The sequence below is a fragment of the Nonomuraea basaltis genome (genome assembly GCF_005893125.1).
GTDB classification, from domain to species: domain Bacteria; phylum Actinomycetota; class Actinomycetes; order Streptosporangiales; family Streptosporangiaceae; genus Nonomuraea; species Nonomuraea basaltis.
The window spans coordinates 1-15,354 of record NZ_VCJS01000114.1; the positions used below are offsets into that span (position 1 = coordinate 1).

The following is a 15,354-nucleotide window of genomic DNA, read 5'->3' on the forward strand; positions in this document are numbered from 1 at the left end:
CAGCACATCACCCTCCGTCACCAAAGGCCAGGTGGCCATCGGCTCACGCGGTCACGCCTTCACCGACGTTCACCCACGGTAAGACTCAGGAGAACTCTTCGAATCACGGCACCAAAGGTGCCCTAGCCGTACCGCCGCCGGGCTGGAGAGAGCGAGCCGGGCGCACCTCCGTTCGATCGCAGCGGCCCGGCCCTCGCCATGACGTAATGCGACCGGTCGCCCGTACCGGCATCTCGGTAGATTTGGCGGGTGTTGTACGGTCGGGCCGCCGGTCAACGGGTGTTTTCGGGGGCGGGTACGGCGTGTTCGGGGGCGCGGCTGACCTGCTCCCAGGCAGCCCAGGTCTCCATCCGCCGGCGGGAGATGTCGAAGGCCAGGTCGTAGATCGTGCTGCCGAGCAGCAGCCGTAACGGCGGGTCTTCGCTGTCGACCAGCTTCAGCAGCGCCTCGGCGGCCAGAGGCGGCTCACTGTCGATCGAGCCCTCGGCCCACTGCTTTTCCAACTCGGCGCGCAACGGGTCATACTCCTCCAAAGGCGACGTCGTCGTCATGCTGGTGTACAGGTCGGTCCAGTAGCCGCCGGGCTGGACGATGCTGAGCTTGATGCCGAACGGCGCGGCTTCCATGGCCAGTGCCTCGCTCATGCCCTCCAGCGCGAACTTGCTCGCGCTGTACATGCCGGTGCTCGGGAAGCCGCCCAGGGCGGCGATGCTGGAGACCTGCACGATGTGACCGGATGCCTGGTCACGCAGGTGCGGCAGGACGGCCTGGCAGACCCACATCGCCCCGAAGAGATTGACCTCCAGCTGGGCGCGTGCCTCGGCCTCGGTGAACTCCTCGACCATGCCTGAGGACATGGCGCCGGCATTGTTCACCACGATGTCGAGCCGGCCGAAGTGCTCGATGGCGGTGTTCACGGCGGTGAACACCGCGTCGCGGTCGGTCACGTCCAGGGGAAGGGCAAGGAGCCGATCTCCGTACCGGTCGTCGAAGTCCTGTCGCGTGATGGTACGGCTGGCGGCGACCTGGCGGTCGCGGCGCTCCATCGCGGCGACGGCGGACGCACGGCCCAGTCCGAGCGCTCACCCCCGAATACGCGGACAGCATCGTCGAGACCGCCCTCAACGGACTGCGTCCGCGTCCTGCGGTCGGCCGCCCTCGCGATGGGGCGGCTTGACCACGTGCCGGGATCCACGCGGCGTGGGGGCACCGTGGACGGCGTCCAGGGCAGCCAGATGCTCCCGCGACAGTCGCAGCGCTCCGGCGGCCACGTTCGCGACCAGATGGTCGGGGTTGCCGGTGCCGGGAATCGCCAGCACGTGCGGCCCGCGGTGCAAGGTCCAGGCCAGCCGCACCTGGGCCGCACTGATCCCGAGTTCGAGGGCGATGCCCGTCACTGCGTCGCTGTCGGCCCCGCTCGCGCCCGCCTCGCGGCCGGCGGCGGCGATCGCGAAGAACGGTACGAATGCCACCCCTTGCTCGCCGCAGGCGCGGACGAAGTCGTCCTGCTCGGGCCGGACGCCGATGCCGTAGGAGTTCTGCACGCACACCACCGGGGCGATGGCTTGGGCCTCGGCGAGTTGATCCGGGCCGACGCCGGACAGGCCCAGGTGGCGGATCAGCCCGGCCTGACGCAGGTCGGCCAGCGCGCCGAAGTACTCGGCGATCGGGCCGGGTCCGGACACGCGGAGGTTGACCACGTCAAGGTGGTCGCGGCCGAGGTGGCGCAGGTTCTCCTCGACCTGGCCGCGCAACTGGCCGGGGACGGCCGGCGGGAGCCACGCGCCGGAAGGGTCCCGGGCGGGTCCGACCTTGGTGGCGATGACCAGATCGTCGGGGTAGGGGGCGAGTGCGTGGTTGATGAGCTCGTTGGCCGAGCGCAGCGATGAGAAGTAGAACGCGGCGGTGTCGATGTGGTTCACGCCCAGCTCGACCGCCCGCCGCAACACGGTGATCGCCCGGGCGCGCTCCATCGGGACGGCGTCGGGCGTGAGCGCCTGGCCGTACTGGGTCAGCCGCATGGCGCCGAAGCCGATGCGGTTGACCGCCAGGTCGCCGAGCCTGAAGGTGCCCGACGCCGCCGCGGTGATCTGTTCCGAGGTCATGGCCCGATCATGGACGCCTGGTAGCCTATGCCGCCATTGATTGTCATATGTGTAAATCGTGAGGGCGGTCATCGTGGCAGAGCTGGCGTTCTCGGCGGACGATCTGGCGCAGATGCGCTTCGCGGTCTCGCCGATGTGGGAGGTCGTCACCAGCTACCAGCTGGTGATGTCCGGTTCCGCGCATCCAGTGCACCGCAGGTGGCTGGAGCGGGTGTGCCCGCAGGTGGCGGCCGCCGGGCTGGATCGAGGCTGGCTCGCCAAGCTCATCCGCCCGGGGCAGTACTGTCCCGATTTTCTGACTCCGACGCCCGGCGGGCCCGCCCCGGATCTGGCGGACGAGCTGGCCGCCGTGCGGGCCACATCCCCAGGCCGGGTGCACCAGGACCTCGATCTCCTGAGGCGCAAAGAGGGGCACCTCGGCCCCAGGTTGCGCAGCCTGTACGCCGACCCGCCATCCTGCCTGCCGCGCATCGCCGAGGAGATCGAGACCTACTGGGAGCTGGCGCTCGCCCCCTACTGGGCGCGGATCCAGACCGTGCTCGACGCCGACGTCTACCACCGGGCCCGCCAGGTGGCCGAGCACGGGGCCGGCCATCTCTTCAACGACCTCCACGCCTCGATGAGCTGGGACGGCAACTCGCTGCAACTGATCCGCCGCCGGACGCTGGCCCGCGAGTCCACCGGACCGGGGCTGCTGCTGATCCCGTCGGTGTTCATCGGAGCCGGCCTGCTGTCCAGGGAGACCCCACCGGATCCGCCGCAGTTCGGCTACCAAGCGCGCGGCGTCGGCACGCTGTGGCAGCCACGGCCCGTGGCCAGAACCGGCGCGCTGGCCGCCGTTCTCGGGCGCTCACGTACTCGATTGCTCATCGAACTGGAGAGCCCCGCCTCGACCACGGAGCTGGCCCGCCGCACCGGATTGTCGGCAGCCGGGGCCTCCCGGTACCTGACCGCCATGCGCGACGCGGGCCTGGTCAGCGCCCATCGGTCGGGACGAAGCGTGCTTTACGCACGTACGGCTGCCGCGGAAGCCGTACTGGCCGCTGCGGGTCAGCAGACGCAGGATGCCTGAGATGAGGGATCCCCCGGAATCCAGGCTGCTTCTCGCAGCCCGCCGCGTTCAGCGCGTCGGTCTGCCCGTCCAGGTTCTGCGACGCATTGGAGATCCGGGCGTAGCCGACACGTTGGCCAGCGAGAGGGTGCACTGGCAGGCTCATGAACCCGATCATGTACCGGAACCCGGTGGCGTGATGGCAGTTTCGCAACATTGATTCCGGACTGAGTTCCGGACGCCATTTCGAGACCGAGCAGGTGCTGAAGGTCCACTATTGATCTTGTCCGGTAATGAGGACTTCCGGACACAAAGATCACCATCACGCACCGCCACCCCACCAGGCGATCCGCCCCGAAACCCACGATCACCTGCGAGCTGCAAGCGAACCGGAACGTACGCTAACGACCCCGCGCGAGCCCTGTTCGGCACCTATGGCGACCTGTGGGAAAGCGTTTCCCGTGCGAAACGGTTCCGTTGCAGGTCCACCCCCCTAAACCGAAGCAAACCCCAGCAATGAATCAGGGCCCGTGCACTGCGTGGGCCCTACGTCCAGGGGTGTGCCGCAGCCTGCAGACCACTTCGCGCATCCGTGCAGACGGCTTCGGAAACCGACACACACTGTCACTTTCCCAAGTTGTGTGCACGGCTGTCCTGGGCTTTCGAGCGTCTGTGCAGAGGACTATGAAGCACCGACTTGTCCGTAGTTCTTTGCGCTACGGTGCAGTTGTTCCCCTACTCGCGTGCGCGACGGTGAGGTCCCGACATGGATGGCGGGCGGGCGCAGATCATTGAGCGGGGCGTGCTGACCGCCCCGGATGAGGCGTGGGACGTGGCGGTACGCCAGGCGGAGGTGATCGGCCGGCTGGCCGCCGAGCCGCAGGTGGGATTGGCGGCCGCGGACGCGGCGGCGTCCGAACTGGGTGAGCCGTTAACCAACGTGTCATAGGCCGCCAAACCTCGAAGATCCCTAGCCTGACCTTCTGTAATGCCGAAGGGCCCGGCGCGGATCTATGGGCGTGGAACGTCCGCCGCTTGGCATGGATGAACTCATCGAGCACTGGACGGTGCTGAGCGATGAGGTCGGCCTGGTGAGTGCGAAGCAGGAAGGCATGGCTTGCCGGCCACGAGGCGGTCGAACAGCCTTTTCCACGGCCCCAGGACGTCGGCCGGCAACGGGCTCATCAACCGGTACGCCTGGTGGAAGACCATTGATGAAGTCCGGGCCGACGAACCGGCTGCCCGGCGCCAGAAGCTGCCCAACTCGACGAGCGCGCCCGCCGCGCCGCCACCGTGGACCTCGGCATCCCGACGTTCCGCGACGTCGCTGGTCGGACCGTCAGCGCCAACCCGAGCAAGATCATCAACTAGTTCAGAGAATTCATCAACACCCTGCTCATCCAGTCCGTCCTCAAGGACCCCGCCTGGCAGCAGCGCCTGACCGACGCCGACAAGCGCGGCCTGTCGCCGCTGTTCTGGTCGAACGCCAACCTGTACGGCACGATCGACATCGACATGGGCCGCCGCCTCGACCTGGGCCTCGCGGCCTGACCATCAGGGTCAGGTTCTTCGGCCAGGTCGCCGTCGTCCTGGCCGCTTAATCATGGCGTCCCGCACCGCCCGCGCGCGGCCGGCCGCGCCACGCACGTCAGGCCAGCGCGTGTCCGGTCAAATGCCTTCTAGCTGCGGCGTCACGACCCGCGAAGTACGGAGCCAGAACGCCCCCTCGGCTTCGGGCTCAGCCCAGATGCTTGTCGAAGAACTTGCCCAGACACTCGACCGCCTGCGCGATGTATTCGGGCTCGTCGTACATCTCGTAGTGGCGTGCGCCCTCGATGACGAGGATGTCCTCCGCCTCACGTGCCAGATGGGTCAGTTGCCGACCGTCTTCAAGAGAGCCGGTTGACCCGCCCTCGCCGGCGACGATGACCTGGACGGGCTGGGTCAGCAACTCGTCGGCGAGGTGGAACGCGTCGAAGCCCAGGATCAGCGCGTCGCTACGGTAGTGGCGGCGGTTGGTCGAGTGTTCGTGGCGGCCGCGCGGGGTCCGATAGAAGGTCACGGCCTGCAGCATGTCGATGTCGGTGACGCCAGCGGATTCCGCGTCCCGCACGGTGTCGGGGATCCACGGGTGCCGGACCGACTGTCCGCCGCGCGCTTCGGCGGTGGCCTGCCGAGCCACGTCCTTGAGCAGTCCCGCGACAGAGCCGGAGGCTGTCATGGCCGCTCGGAAGGCACGGCCGATATTGACCGGGACCACGGTGCCGACCGCCTTGATGCGGTGCTCGGTCATCGCGGCATTGACGGCGTAGCCGCCGCCAGCGCAGATGCCCAAGACGCCGATGCGCTCCGCATCCACGCGGTCCAGCGCAGTGAGGAAGTCCACGGCGTAGCGAAGATCGGCCACCCGTTCGGCGGGATCCTCCAGGTCCCGGGGCTCCCCGCCGCTCTGGCCCTGGTAGGCGGGGTCGAACGCGAGAGCGACGAAGCCTTTCTGTGCCAGGGCGCGGGCGTAGTTGGCGCCGATCTGCTCCTTCACGCTGCTGCCCGGCGTGGCGATGATCACGGCCGGGTGCTTCCGGCCTGTGTCGAAGCCCTCGGGGAGATGGAGGTTCCCGGCGAGCTCGAAGCTGCCGCGGGAGATGGATGCGGTCTGGATGGAAGCCATGATCTCGTTCCGGTTGTATCCTAGTACGGCAACAGTGCTAGTATAGTTACCGATGTTGTACGAAACTGAACAATATCAGGGATTGTGCGATCCTGGGGAAGGAGCGCCTGCGAGGTGAATACCGCCGCGCGGATCTGGGGGCTCAACCACCGGCTGCTGACCGCGGTCATGAACAGCTGCAGCGAGCAGCTCGACGAGCTCGGCCTGGACACCAAGGAGTTCTTCGTGCTCGGCGAGGTCGACGAATGTCGCTACCCGGCCGAACTCGCCGCCCGACTGATGATGCCCAAGGCGAGCGTGACGGTGTACCTACGCAACCTTGTGGCCAAGGGCTTCGTTCAACGCGAGATCGACGAGGGCGACCTACGCCGCCACCGCCTCGTGGTGACTCCGGACGGCAAAAAGGCACTCGATCGCGCACTGGCGACCCTGTCCGACAACTTCGAGCAGTGGCTCGCAAGACTCGAAGCGCAAGAGCGCGACGAGCTCCAGCGACTCTTGGAGAAACTTCTTCGGCATCAGCAGTGAGCCGCCACCTTGGACCGCCGACCCTTCGGCCAAGGTCCACACCGTATGACGCGGCCCTTGACCCAACAACCGAACGGCCAACGGCGATAGCGAGCCCCGGTTCGGGCGGAGTTACCGCCGTCCACCGTTCGGATGCGGGTGGCCCATTTCTCGATCAGGACTGAGGGGGCGGGATCCTCGGGTCGGGCAGCAGGTCGGCCAGTGCGGTGCGCACGGCGACTCGGCTCACCCCGTGCTCACGCGCGAGACCCGCGATCGAGGCGCCCTCGTCACGGAACGCCGCCCGCACTTCCTCAAGCTGGTCTCCGGCGAGTGCGGGTGGCCGGCCGCGGTAGCGGCCTTCGGCTTCGGCCGCGGCGATCCCTTCGGCGGTCAGTTCGTTTTGCAGGTCGCGCTGGAACTGCCCGACGGCGATGATCACGTTGGTGATCAGGGCGGTGGTGGTGGCGTCGTCGGCGGCCAGGTCTTGGAAGTTAGACAGCGGCCCCGACAGGACTCGCAGCACGACGCCGCGGGCCTGGCACCAGTCCCGGACGGCGTGGATGTCCATCAGGTCGCGGCAGAGCCGGAACAGCTCTGAGACGGTGAGGGTGTCGCCGGGGTGCGCGGCGGAGGCGACCTTGGCGAACGCGGGCCGTTCCAGTGCGGGGATCTTGGAGGTCCATCCGGTGCCCGCATGAGCGGTGAGTATCGGCCAGCCCGGACGATCCAGCCGGGCTGGCAGGTCCGCCTCGCCACCACCGCGGCTACCGGCCGGTCGACCGGTCAGGGCTGGATGGCGGTGCTGGCCCGCCTGGACACCGTCACCGACACCGGCCGCCGGCGCGTGTGGTTCCTCGGCGACGGCCAAGCCGCCGTCGCCGAGGCGGACCAACTGGTCTTCAGCCGCACCCCCGAAGAAGCGGAGGACGCGGCCGCCGCCGACGGGCTGCCTCCTGCCGCATGAGTGCACTTCCCCGGGCCGCCCGCCCACGCGCGGGCGGCCATCACCATGCCCAGCCCAAAGGCCGCCTCACCAAGAAGCCCTCTCATGCACCCGGGCCCACACCTCTGCCCACTCACCGGCCAGCGCGTGGCACAGCTGTGGCACCTGGCCACCGACCTGGCCACCGACCTCGCCCGCCTGGACGACGCACGTGCCCGCTACCGCCACGGCAACCGGCTGGACGACGCCACCGCCATCCGACTGGCGACAGGGCCCGCACTTCCTCTCTCACCCGCCAACCAATCGAAAGGATGACGATGGGTTCACCAACGGCTCTCATGGGCGATGGCCCGCGCTGCATGCCAAGGGGCACGGGCCACCGGCATCTGAATGGAGGGCGTTACGCGATCATGAACTGGTCCACCGGCAGGGCGCGGTCGACGATGCGGACGTCGCCCAGCCAGCCGTGCAGGATCTGGTCCAGCCTGCCACCGTACTCGTAACCTCCCAGGAGCCAGCGCAGCCCCAGCGTGGTGATGCCGGTCGCCTCGGTGCTGGGGTTGCGCGCGACGGGGCAGCCGTCGACGTACATGATGGTGTGGTGGCCGTCGTTGACCACGGCGACGTGCCACCATGTCTCGGTGGTCAGGTCATGGCCCCAGTTCGTGACGGCACCGTTCTGATTCAGCGGGCAGATGGCCCATTGCAGACCCGGGCCGGTGGACAGGCTGAGAGTGGCGATCGGTTCGTCCGGGTCTCCCTGGGTCTTGCCGGCGTCGCCGGTCCTGCCTTGGCGGCTGACCAGGCCCGCCCAGCCGTTCTGTCCGGGGTCCCAGTCGGCGGGCAGCTTGAAGAACGCCTCGAAGGTGTAGCCGGAGGAGAAGGTGGCGGAGTTCAACGGCGCGGACGGGGCGGTCTGCAGGTAGGCGCCTCTGAGCGGGTTCTTGTTGCCGTCGAAGTACAGGCTGCCGTGCCCCGGCTGGTCGGGGTGGTGGTGCGTCGACCAGGTCAGTGCGTTCGTGGGAGTGCCTGTCACGCTCACCTTGGTCAGGTCGTTGCCGCGACCTGACAGGTCGATCACCCGCTCGGTGTCGGCCACGGGCGTCCCGTCTCCGTGGCCGCCGTCGAAGCGCCAGTAGGCCACCGTTCCCGGAATCACCTGCGACGTCGCGGGCCTCGGCGGCCGCGGCGCCACCGGCGCGAACCCCGAGAACCTCTGCTCGAAGTAGATCGTCACCGAGAAGTAGTCCTGCGGGCCGGTCTGCTCGATCTCCTGGCGTTCGAGGAGGTTCAGCTGATCGTCGTCCTTGCCCAGCAGCCAGGGGGAGAACGTCTCGATGTCGATGGTGTTTCTGGATAGATCGAACCGGTAGAGCCGGATCATCCCCGAGCCGCCGTAATAGCGGTCCTGGTAGTTCGTGATGTGCAGATGGACGTCATGGCCGGTGGCGTTCTGCTTGGTCGTACGCGCGGGCGGCCAGAAGTGCCCGTTCAGGGCGAGGAAGATCTGGTCGTTGCCCGCGATGAGCTGGTCCCACACCCGGGCGCCGAACTCCGAGAACCGGCCCTCCTCGCCGTAGTTGTCCACGTAGATCAACTCGTGGATGGTCAGGATCACCGGCAGCTTGGGATTGCGCTTGATGACGTCCTGGGCCCACGCGATGCCCCCCGCCGACGGCCGCCAGTCCAGGGCCAGCAGCAGCCACTCCCGCCCTGCGGCACGGAACACGTGGTAGGTGTTGTAGCCGTCAGCGCTGGCGCCCTTGAAGGTCCGCGACTGGCGGAAGCGGTTTGGGCCGAAAACGTCCAGGTACGGGGTCCTGCCGCGCTGGTCGTCGGTGGAGGGGTCGATGTCGTGATTCCCTGCCAGCACGCTGTACGGCAGGCCCTGCTGGTCCAGCAGTTCGAAGGTCTTGCCGAGGGGCTCGAACTCGTGCTTGAGGCCGTTCTCGGTGAGGTCACCCAGGTGTGCCATGAAGACGATGTTCTCCTCGCGGCCCTTGTCCAGGAGGTAGCGGAACGACGCCTCCACCGGCTCAGGGTGGATGCTCATGTTGTCGAAGAGGTATTGGGTGTCCGGCATCACGGCGACGGTGAACCGGAGGCTCTCCGCGTCAGGTCGCCACGTTCGCTTCTCCTCTTCCTGCGATGCGGCGGACGCCGCCGGGGCGCCCGCCAGGCCGATGGCCGCCGTGCCGACGCCCGCGAGCCCGGTCGTTAACAGGAAGGAACGGCGGCTGGAGTTCGCCGACTCACTGGACTGGTGCATGCCGCACTCCCCTCTCCGTAGCCACAGGGGCATTCCGGAGGTGTCAAAAATCGCGTGAGTCGCACCCGTATCGTGCGTCACGTCACGATATTGAGGGAAAAGCGAAGCGTGCGGCGGATCGCCCGGCAACGCCGGAGGAAACCCGAGTGAACACCAACTGCCAGCCTCACGTGAGTCAGCGTGAGAGTGGTTGACAGCATCCCGGGCCAGCGGAGATCGTTTCCCGAAAAGGATCATCCCTCCCCAGGGCCAGCGGTGGAAGAGCGGGATGAAGTTGATCAACGGTGTGTTGCTCGTCGGCGTTCTCGCGGCGGTCGCGGGCGTTCTCCTGGCCCGCCGGCGTTACGTGGTGGTCACCGTCGAAGGGACGAGCATGGTCCCGACGCTGAATGACGGTGACCGCGTCCTGGTCCGGCGGCGCCGGATCGACCAGGTGAGCAGGGGCGACGTCATCGTGCTCAAGCCTCCGCCGAGTCAACCCTGATCGGCTTCCGGCTTTCGGTGGCACGAAACGACAGGAAGGCCACGAGCGGCCCTGCGAGGGCTACCAGCTCGTAGACGACGAAGACCCATACGCTCGGGTCCGTCGAGTCAGCTCCCGCGGAGTCGGGGACCGTCACGCCCTCCCACCGCAGGAGGTCATGCACGACCTCCTCGGTAACGTCGGGATCCTCGCACGAAATCCTCGAGACGGAGTTGCCCGCGGCGATCGGTGCGGGCCCGTGGGAGCACAGCGTCGGGCGGACCGCCCAGCGCAACGGGTCCCGGGGCCCCGACCGACACCACGACATCCAGACGACCAGCCCGCCGAGAACTGCCGGGGCCGCCGACAGGTCGCAGCCTTGGTCTATTGCTCTGCCGCCGAAGCCGCAGAGCGACGCTCTAGGGCAAACGCGGCGGAGACCTGCAGGCTCCACAGGTTGCCGTGGTGGGGGTATTTCGTCGCCATGATGGTCACCAGATCGGCGACGTCCTTCGCGATGTCGTATGCGGCCGCGAAGTCCTGGATGTAGGCGCGCGTCTGGCTGATCATGGCCTCGACCGCGTAGTCGTCGCCATCGGGCCTGCGATGTCCGGCCACGATCATCCGGGGACGCAGCTCCTCGACGACCTTCACCGTTTCGAGCCAGTCCTGCCACTCGCTGAGTGTCGAAAGGGCGAGCATCGGGTAGATCTCGTTGTAGATGGCGTCACCGGCCACGACAACATCAATCTCTGGAACGTGCACGATGCTGGTGGGATGTATGTCCGCCTGCTTCACCTCGATGATGTTCAACGGGGAGCCATCGACGTACAGAGTGTTGCCAACCATCGGCTCCGGCAGCGGTCCATGCATCACGCACTCGTCGCCGAAGAACATCTTCCATTGCTGCTTCTGGAACTCCATCGTCTCCTTCATGGAGTTCAGAATGCTGGGCAGTGTTACACACCTGGCCTCCGGGAACCGCTCCAGGAGCGGGCCGAAGCCAAGGTAGTGATCGGCGTGATCGTGGGTGATGTAGATGGTGGTGAGTCGCTTGCCTGTGCGTTCGATCAGGTCCCCGAGGGCCTGGACCTCGTCCTTGAGGTGGAGCGCATCGATGAGAACCGCCTCCGTCGCGCCGCTGATGATCGTCGCGGTGGTCGGGGAGAACGTGCCCGGAGGGACTTCGCCGGGCTCCGCCGGGATAGCGGGCCACCGCCCTACAAATACGGTCGCCCGGATAGGCGGGCTGGTTGTAGCAGATGAAAGCGGGGCGGTCTCCACGAGTACCTCCGATTGCGGGTCTGGTCGGCCGGCGGGACAGAACGGTCGGCGCCGAGAATCACACGTTAATAACGCGGTGACGGACACCCCTAGGACGAATGCGCCCGGCCTCGGTACTAATGCGCCAAGAGAAACCTGTTGGCCGCAACTTCAAGGCCGACAGGTGGAACCACCCGCTGTGCCGTCCGAGGCGAGCTGGACTGCTCGGGCATCCCTGGTCTCGCCGCCAATCATGGAGAACGGCCAGGTCGGTGGTCGTGATTAGCTCCCAGGCCTGACATCTGCGAACGCGATCGGCGACGCCTATCAAGGTCGTGCTTCCTCAAAGGGACTGCTGCACGATCGGGTGGTGGGTGGCCGGTGGCTCGTCGACTGGATGGAGTTCGTACCATGAGGCGCAAGCACGCGATCCTAGTGACGCTCACCGTGGGCATCGCAGCGATCGTGGCTGCGGCGGACCTCCTCCTGATGAACGCGGCACGCGAGACCGCCCAGGAAGCAGCGGCTCAACGCGAGGCGCGTGGATCCCTGGGTCCCGGGTCGTGCCGTGGGACGCGGAGATCACGCAGGATCACCGCGAAAGTGGGCCGATCAATTCGGTAGCGCCTGCCGATGTCGAGGGCCGCTCGAAAGCTCACGCTGTCACCTCGAGCCGGCTGCCGCGGCGAGTCGGAGCTGATGAGCAGACCCCAGATGTGCGCCTTCTGGGTCCCAGGCGTCGATCGACTCGGTCACCCATCCTCCTTCGCCGGCCCGGACTGTCCGAGACCGAACCAGCACCCAGGGCGAGGTCGGGACGCTCGAGGTGAGGTGGGCGGAGAACTCGAGCGTCGGTACGGGTCGTGGCTGAGTCAGAACTGCGGTGTACGAGGGGGGAAGGGCGTCCAGGAAGAAGATCACGCTGCATGGGTCGACTGGCGCGTCCCGATCTTTCACACGCATCCAAGCGGTCATGATCGGATCCTCGGAACCGGCGTACGGTTCGATGGAACCGACGGGCCGGACCTCGACCTGGCTGAGCACCGGAACCTTGTCATCCATCCCGTGCAGCGTCGGCAGCAAATCGGGCCCTGGGACGTCTGGCGCATCGAGAGTGCAAACAGGAGCGGCAGGCTCCTGGTCCGACCCGAAGATCGCCGTGGCGGTGAGACAGATCCCGGCGGAACCATAGCCCGTCGCCTGAGCCGCTCCCACGCTGCGCCCGGATCGAATCACCCGCGATTCGATCGCGAACGTCTCGCGAATTGGCCGGTGGAACTGCCCGGTGATCGAGCGGAGCGGGTGGTCGGGCACGCAGCGCCGCACCGCGGACGCGACAAGAGACAGTGCCAAACCACCGTGGAGGCCTCCGAATCCCCAGGCGAACGGGGGGACGTCGAGAACGGCGGGAGGCTCGGAGAAGAGCATCGACGCCAGGTCCTGGCTCTCAGGTGGTTGAGTCCCCCCGGCCTCCACCGCGGTCATCGACCGACGAATACGGGAGCGCCGCCAGGCTCCCTGAACGAGTCGATGCCGGCCTGGCCGTCTTCGGAGCCGAAGGTCTGCTGAGCGAGCCGAGGCATCTCGAGCTCAGCCGCTGCCTCACCGTCTCGCAGTGCGCGACGGCTGTTCTCGAGCAAGGCCTCTATTGCGAGTGGCGCTTGGCGAGCGATCTTGTCCGCCAGCTGCATGGCTCGCGTCAGGTGGTCACCGTCATCCACCACCTCTTGGACCAAGCCGATGCGGTAGGCCTCCTGCGCGTCGTACTCCTCGCAGGTGAGAAGCCATCGCATGGCGTTTCCCCAGCCGGCTCTCTGGGGAAGCCGAACGGTGACTCCTCCGAACGGGAAGAGCCCGACTTGGGGTTCGAGCTGGGCAAACGTTGACGAGGCAGCGCACACCGCGATGTCTGCTGCAAGCACCAGCTCGATCCCGAGGGTCAGGCACTTTCCGTGCACGGCAGCGATCAGGGGCTTGGAGAGCCTCTGGCCCTCGACCTGCCACGGGTGCATGCCGCCAGGCGCGAGCAAGGAGTTCCCGCGCGACACCTCGGGAGCAACTTCACGCAAGTCCATCCCAGCGGTGAAGTGCCTGCCGATGCCGTGGAGCACGCCCACGCGAACGGAGTCGTCAGCGTCGAGCTCCGCGTAGGCGCTGGAGAGCTCCCGGAAAGCTTGGAGGTTCAACGCGTTGGCCTTCTCGGGGCGATTGATGCCGATCATCATCACCGGCCCGCGGCGCTCCACCTGCACGTAGTCGTAGCTCATGATTCTCCGTTTCTCGGCTGTTCGTAGAGTCCGTCGACCACAGCGGAGTAGCGCGCGAGGACCGCCCGTCGTCGCAACTTGTGCGTGGGTGTCAGGTCTCCGGAGTCGACCGACCACTGGTCATGGACGAGTCGGAACCGCTTGATCTGTTCCGGCCGAGACAGCCGCGCATTGGCGCCATCCACGACCCGCTGCGCCTCCTCGAGGACAGCAGGGTGGCCGATCAGCTCGGAAACCGTGCCCTCGATGCCGCGCTCGCTGGCGAATGACATGAGTGCCGGCTCATTGATGGTCATCAGCCCGGTGATGTAGGGCCTTCCGTCGCCGATGGCGACAACCTGGTTGATGAATCCGTGGCCCGAGATCTTCTCCTCGATCGCTGTGGGCGAGATGTTCTTGCCCGAGCCGTTGACGATCAGCTCCTTCTTCCGGTCGGTCACGTGCAGGCGTCCACCTCCGTCGAGGTAGCCGATGTCCCCGGTGGCGAGCCAGTCTTCCACGAAGAGCCCCGACTCCTCACGGTTCGCGTTTCGGTACCCCGGCGTGTTACCCGGACTCCGGACGAGAATCTCGCCATCGTCTGCGATCGCGATCTCGCAGCCGGGCACCGCGAAGCCGGCACTTCCTCGGCTCCCACCACCGATGCGCTCCCACACTGCGACTCCGGTCGTTTCCGAGAGTCCGTATGCCTGCGTGAGGTCGACGCCCAGGGAGCGCCAGAAATCGCGAAGGTCCTCGGGAAGCGCAGCCGCTCCGCAAGCCGGATTGACGGTCCAGTCGAGACCGAGGTCACGCCGGAGATCCCAGAGGACACCCTCGCGAGCCTTCAGGGCCCGGACCCGGTGCTCCGGTGCGAAGGTGCCGTCCTGCATCAACGACCATGCCTGGGCGAGCACTTCACGGTCTGCCGCAACCTCAGCCGCGCGGCTGGCGTAAGGCTCGGCCGAGAGCATCATCAGTGCCGCCTCACGCAGCTTCTCCCAGACGCGTGGTACGCCCATGAAGAAGCTGGGGCGCTGAAGCCTCAAGTAGGTCACCAGCTGGCCCTGGTCAGGACAGAGCAGGACGTTGCCGCCGGTCCCCAGCGGGAAGTAGAGACTCCAGAGCCGCTCGGCGATGTGAGCCAAGGGAAGGTACGAGATGACGCGATACCCGCCTACGAAGAATCCCATGCGGTCGGACGCGTCGATCTCGAAAAGGAGGTTGGCGTGGGTCAGCGCCACCCCCTTCGGCATGCCGGTGGTACCCGAGGTGTAGACGTAGGTCGCCACGCCGGGGCCACCGGAGCTGGCGAGTCGGCTGCTGAGCTCCGCGCGATTCACTTCCAGACTTGCCGACCCGTCCGCAAGAACCTCGGCCCACGAGACGTACGAGCTGCCTGACTCCTCACCCGCCTGCACACACACGAGACGAGCGTCCGAGCCCTCAGGCAGGGCACTGCGGAGGCGGTCGGCGGCGGCCGTGTCGGTGGTGATCACCACCACTGGGCGAGCGTCCGCCAGGATATATGCGAGCTGTTCGTCGACGAGGGTCGGATACAGGCTCACCGTGGCCCCTCCGCAGAGGACGGCTGCCAGGTCCGCGACGTAGTGCTCGACGATGTTCGGCGCCAGGATGGCCACGGTCTCGCCCTGCTGCACGCCCATCTCCAGGAACCGAGATGCCACGGCCCAGACCTGGTGTCGGTACTGGGCCCAGGTGAGAGTGTGCAGGCTGTCGTCTGCCAGCCAGGACAGCACCGGATGGTCGGGTGTTCGCTGCGCCTGTTGATCCAGCAGATGGACGACGTGGGACGGTTCTGAGTTCTCCATGGGG

General features: G+C 67.1%; 16 protein-coding genes. 7 read left to right on the plus strand and 9 right to left on the minus strand.

Translation table 11 applies throughout. The annotated features are described in order from the left end of the window. Positions 1 to 272: 272 nt before the first annotated feature. The gene (locus tag EJK15_RS39775) at positions 273 to 1,073 is read right to left on the minus strand and encodes an SDR family NAD(P)-dependent oxidoreductase (protein ID WP_276615479.1); all 801 of its coding nucleotides are present in this window, start codon (positions 1,071 to 1,073) and stop codon (positions 273 to 275) included. Positions 1,074 to 1,121: 48 nt separating this feature from the next. Next, complete coding sequence (locus tag EJK15_RS39780) at positions 1,122 to 2,105, minus strand: aldo/keto reductase (RefSeq protein ID WP_138715648.1); 984 nt, start codon at positions 2,103 to 2,105, stop codon at positions 1,122 to 1,124. Positions 2,106 to 2,163: 58 nt separating this feature from the next. On the opposite strand from EJK15_RS39780, the gene EJK15_RS39785 reads away from it, so the two are divergent. From EJK15_RS39785 to EJK15_RS77845, 3 genes are all read left to right on the plus strand, one after another. After that, positions 2,164 to 3,177, plus strand: a complete 1,014-nt coding sequence (locus tag EJK15_RS39785; RefSeq protein WP_240777511.1) for an ArsR/SmtB family transcription factor — start codon at positions 2,164 to 2,166, stop codon at positions 3,175 to 3,177. A 745-nt stretch (positions 3,178 to 3,922) separates the two neighbouring features. Beyond that, positions 3,923 to 4,105 carry a hypothetical protein gene (locus EJK15_RS39795; RefSeq protein WP_138715649.1) on the plus strand — a complete coding sequence of 61 codons (183 nt, stop codon included), beginning with the start codon at positions 3,923 to 3,925 and terminating at the stop codon, positions 4,103 to 4,105. Between the two features lie 443 nt (positions 4,106 to 4,548). Beyond that, a complete protein-coding gene (locus EJK15_RS77845; RefSeq protein ID WP_420847126.1) occupies positions 4,549 to 4,707 on the plus strand; it encodes a hypothetical protein in 159 nt (52 codons plus the stop codon). Positions 4,708 to 4,894: 187 nt separating this feature from the next. On the opposite strand, the gene EJK15_RS39805 is transcribed toward EJK15_RS77845, so the two are convergent. Beyond that, the gene (locus EJK15_RS39805) at positions 4,895 to 5,824 is read right to left on the minus strand and encodes an alpha/beta hydrolase (protein WP_138715650.1); all 930 of its coding nucleotides are present in this window, start codon (positions 5,822 to 5,824) and stop codon (positions 4,895 to 4,897) included. Positions 5,825 to 5,938: 114 nt separating this feature from the next. Between EJK15_RS39805 and EJK15_RS39810 the strand changes: the two genes are divergently transcribed. Next, on the plus strand, positions 5,939 to 6,352 hold the full coding sequence (locus EJK15_RS39810) for a MarR family winged helix-turn-helix transcriptional regulator (RefSeq protein ID WP_240777513.1): 414 nt from the start codon (positions 5,939 to 5,941) through the stop codon (positions 6,350 to 6,352). Positions 6,353 to 6,506: 154 nt separating this feature from the next. On the opposite strand, the gene EJK15_RS39815 is transcribed toward EJK15_RS39810, so the two are convergent. Continuing rightward, entirely contained in the window at positions 6,507 to 7,121 is a 615-nt protein-coding gene (locus tag EJK15_RS39815; RefSeq protein WP_240777514.1) for a recombinase family protein, read from the minus strand. Between EJK15_RS39815 and EJK15_RS75120 the strand changes: the two genes are divergently transcribed. Next, on the plus strand, positions 7,029 to 7,298 hold the full coding sequence (locus EJK15_RS75120; RefSeq protein ID WP_171074798.1) for a hypothetical protein: 270 nt from the start codon (positions 7,029 to 7,031) through the stop codon (positions 7,296 to 7,298). The genes EJK15_RS39815 and EJK15_RS75120 overlap by 93 nt on opposite strands. A gap of 84 nt (positions 7,299 to 7,382) precedes the next feature. Further along, positions 7,383 to 7,592 carry a hypothetical protein gene (locus EJK15_RS39820; protein ID WP_138715651.1) on the plus strand — a complete coding sequence of 70 codons (210 nt, stop codon included), beginning with the start codon at positions 7,383 to 7,385 and terminating at the stop codon, positions 7,590 to 7,592. A gap of 85 nt (positions 7,593 to 7,677) precedes the next feature. Here the strand turns inward: EJK15_RS39820 and EJK15_RS39825 are convergent, their stop codons facing one another. Further along, the gene (locus tag EJK15_RS39825) at positions 7,678 to 9,546 is read right to left on the minus strand and encodes a LamG-like jellyroll fold domain-containing protein (RefSeq protein ID WP_138715652.1); all 1,869 of its coding nucleotides are present in this window, start codon (positions 9,544 to 9,546) and stop codon (positions 7,678 to 7,680) included. Positions 9,547 to 9,814: 268 nt separating this feature from the next. On the opposite strand from EJK15_RS39825, the gene EJK15_RS39830 reads away from it, so the two are divergent. Beyond that, entirely contained in the window at positions 9,815 to 10,030 is a 216-nt protein-coding gene (locus EJK15_RS39830; RefSeq protein ID WP_138715653.1) for a S26 family signal peptidase, read from the plus strand. 363 nt (positions 10,031 to 10,393) lie between these two features. Here EJK15_RS39830 and EJK15_RS39835 read toward each other — a convergent pair whose 3' ends face one another. From EJK15_RS39835 to EJK15_RS39855, 4 genes are all read right to left on the minus strand, one after another. After that, positions 10,394 to 11,293, minus strand: coding sequence for an MBL fold metallo-hydrolase (locus EJK15_RS39835; protein WP_138715654.1), 900 nt, complete (start codon positions 11,291 to 11,293; stop codon positions 10,394 to 10,396). Between the two features lie 642 nt (positions 11,294 to 11,935). Continuing rightward, entirely contained in the window at positions 11,936 to 12,757 is an 822-nt protein-coding gene (locus tag EJK15_RS39845; RefSeq protein ID WP_138715655.1) for an acyl-CoA thioesterase, read from the minus strand. Continuing rightward, a complete protein-coding gene (locus EJK15_RS39850; RefSeq protein ID WP_138715656.1) occupies positions 12,754 to 13,539 on the minus strand; it encodes a crotonase/enoyl-CoA hydratase family protein in 786 nt (261 codons plus the stop codon). Before EJK15_RS39850 ends, EJK15_RS39845 begins: the two co-directional genes overlap by 4 nt. Further along, positions 13,536 to 15,350, minus strand: coding sequence for an AMP-dependent synthetase/ligase (locus tag EJK15_RS39855; RefSeq protein ID WP_138715657.1), 1,815 nt, complete (start codon positions 15,348 to 15,350; stop codon positions 13,536 to 13,538). The genes EJK15_RS39850 and EJK15_RS39855 overlap by 4 nt, the downstream gene beginning before the upstream one ends. Between the last annotated feature and the right edge of the window lie 4 nt (positions 15,351 to 15,354).

Excerpts from the sequence above, each read along its gene's own strand:
- EJK15_RS39780 (WP_138715648.1), bottom strand. The coding sequence starts at position 2,105 with ATGACCTCGGAACAGATCACCGCGGCGGCGTCGGGCACCTTCAGGCTC.
- EJK15_RS39795 (WP_138715649.1), top strand. The coding sequence starts at position 3,923 with ATGGATGGCGGGCGGGCGCAGATCATTGAGCGGGGCGTGCTGACCGCC.
- EJK15_RS39805 (WP_138715650.1), bottom strand. The coding sequence starts at position 5,824 with ATGGCTTCCATCCAGACCGCATCCATCTCCCGCGGCAGCTTCGAGCTC.
- EJK15_RS75120 (WP_171074798.1), top strand. The coding sequence starts at position 7,029 with ATGAGCGGTGAGTATCGGCCAGCCCGGACGATCCAGCCGGGCTGGCAG.
- EJK15_RS39820 (WP_138715651.1), top strand. The coding sequence starts at position 7,383 with ATGCACCCGGGCCCACACCTCTGCCCACTCACCGGCCAGCGCGTGGCA.
- EJK15_RS39825 (WP_138715652.1), bottom strand. The coding sequence starts at position 9,546 with ATGCACCAGTCCAGTGAGTCGGCGAACTCCAGCCGCCGTTCCTTCCTG.
- EJK15_RS39830 (WP_138715653.1), top strand. The coding sequence starts at position 9,815 with ATGAAGTTGATCAACGGTGTGTTGCTCGTCGGCGTTCTCGCGGCGGTC.
- EJK15_RS39845 (WP_138715655.1), bottom strand. The coding sequence starts at position 12,757 with ATGACCGCGGTGGAGGCCGGGGGGACTCAACCACCTGAGAGCCAGGAC.
- EJK15_RS39850 (WP_138715656.1), bottom strand. The coding sequence starts at position 13,539 with ATGAGCTACGACTACGTGCAGGTGGAGCGCCGCGGGCCGGTGATGATG.
- EJK15_RS39855 (WP_138715657.1), bottom strand. The coding sequence starts at position 15,350 with ATGGAGAACTCAGAACCGTCCCACGTCGTCCATCTGCTGGATCAACAG.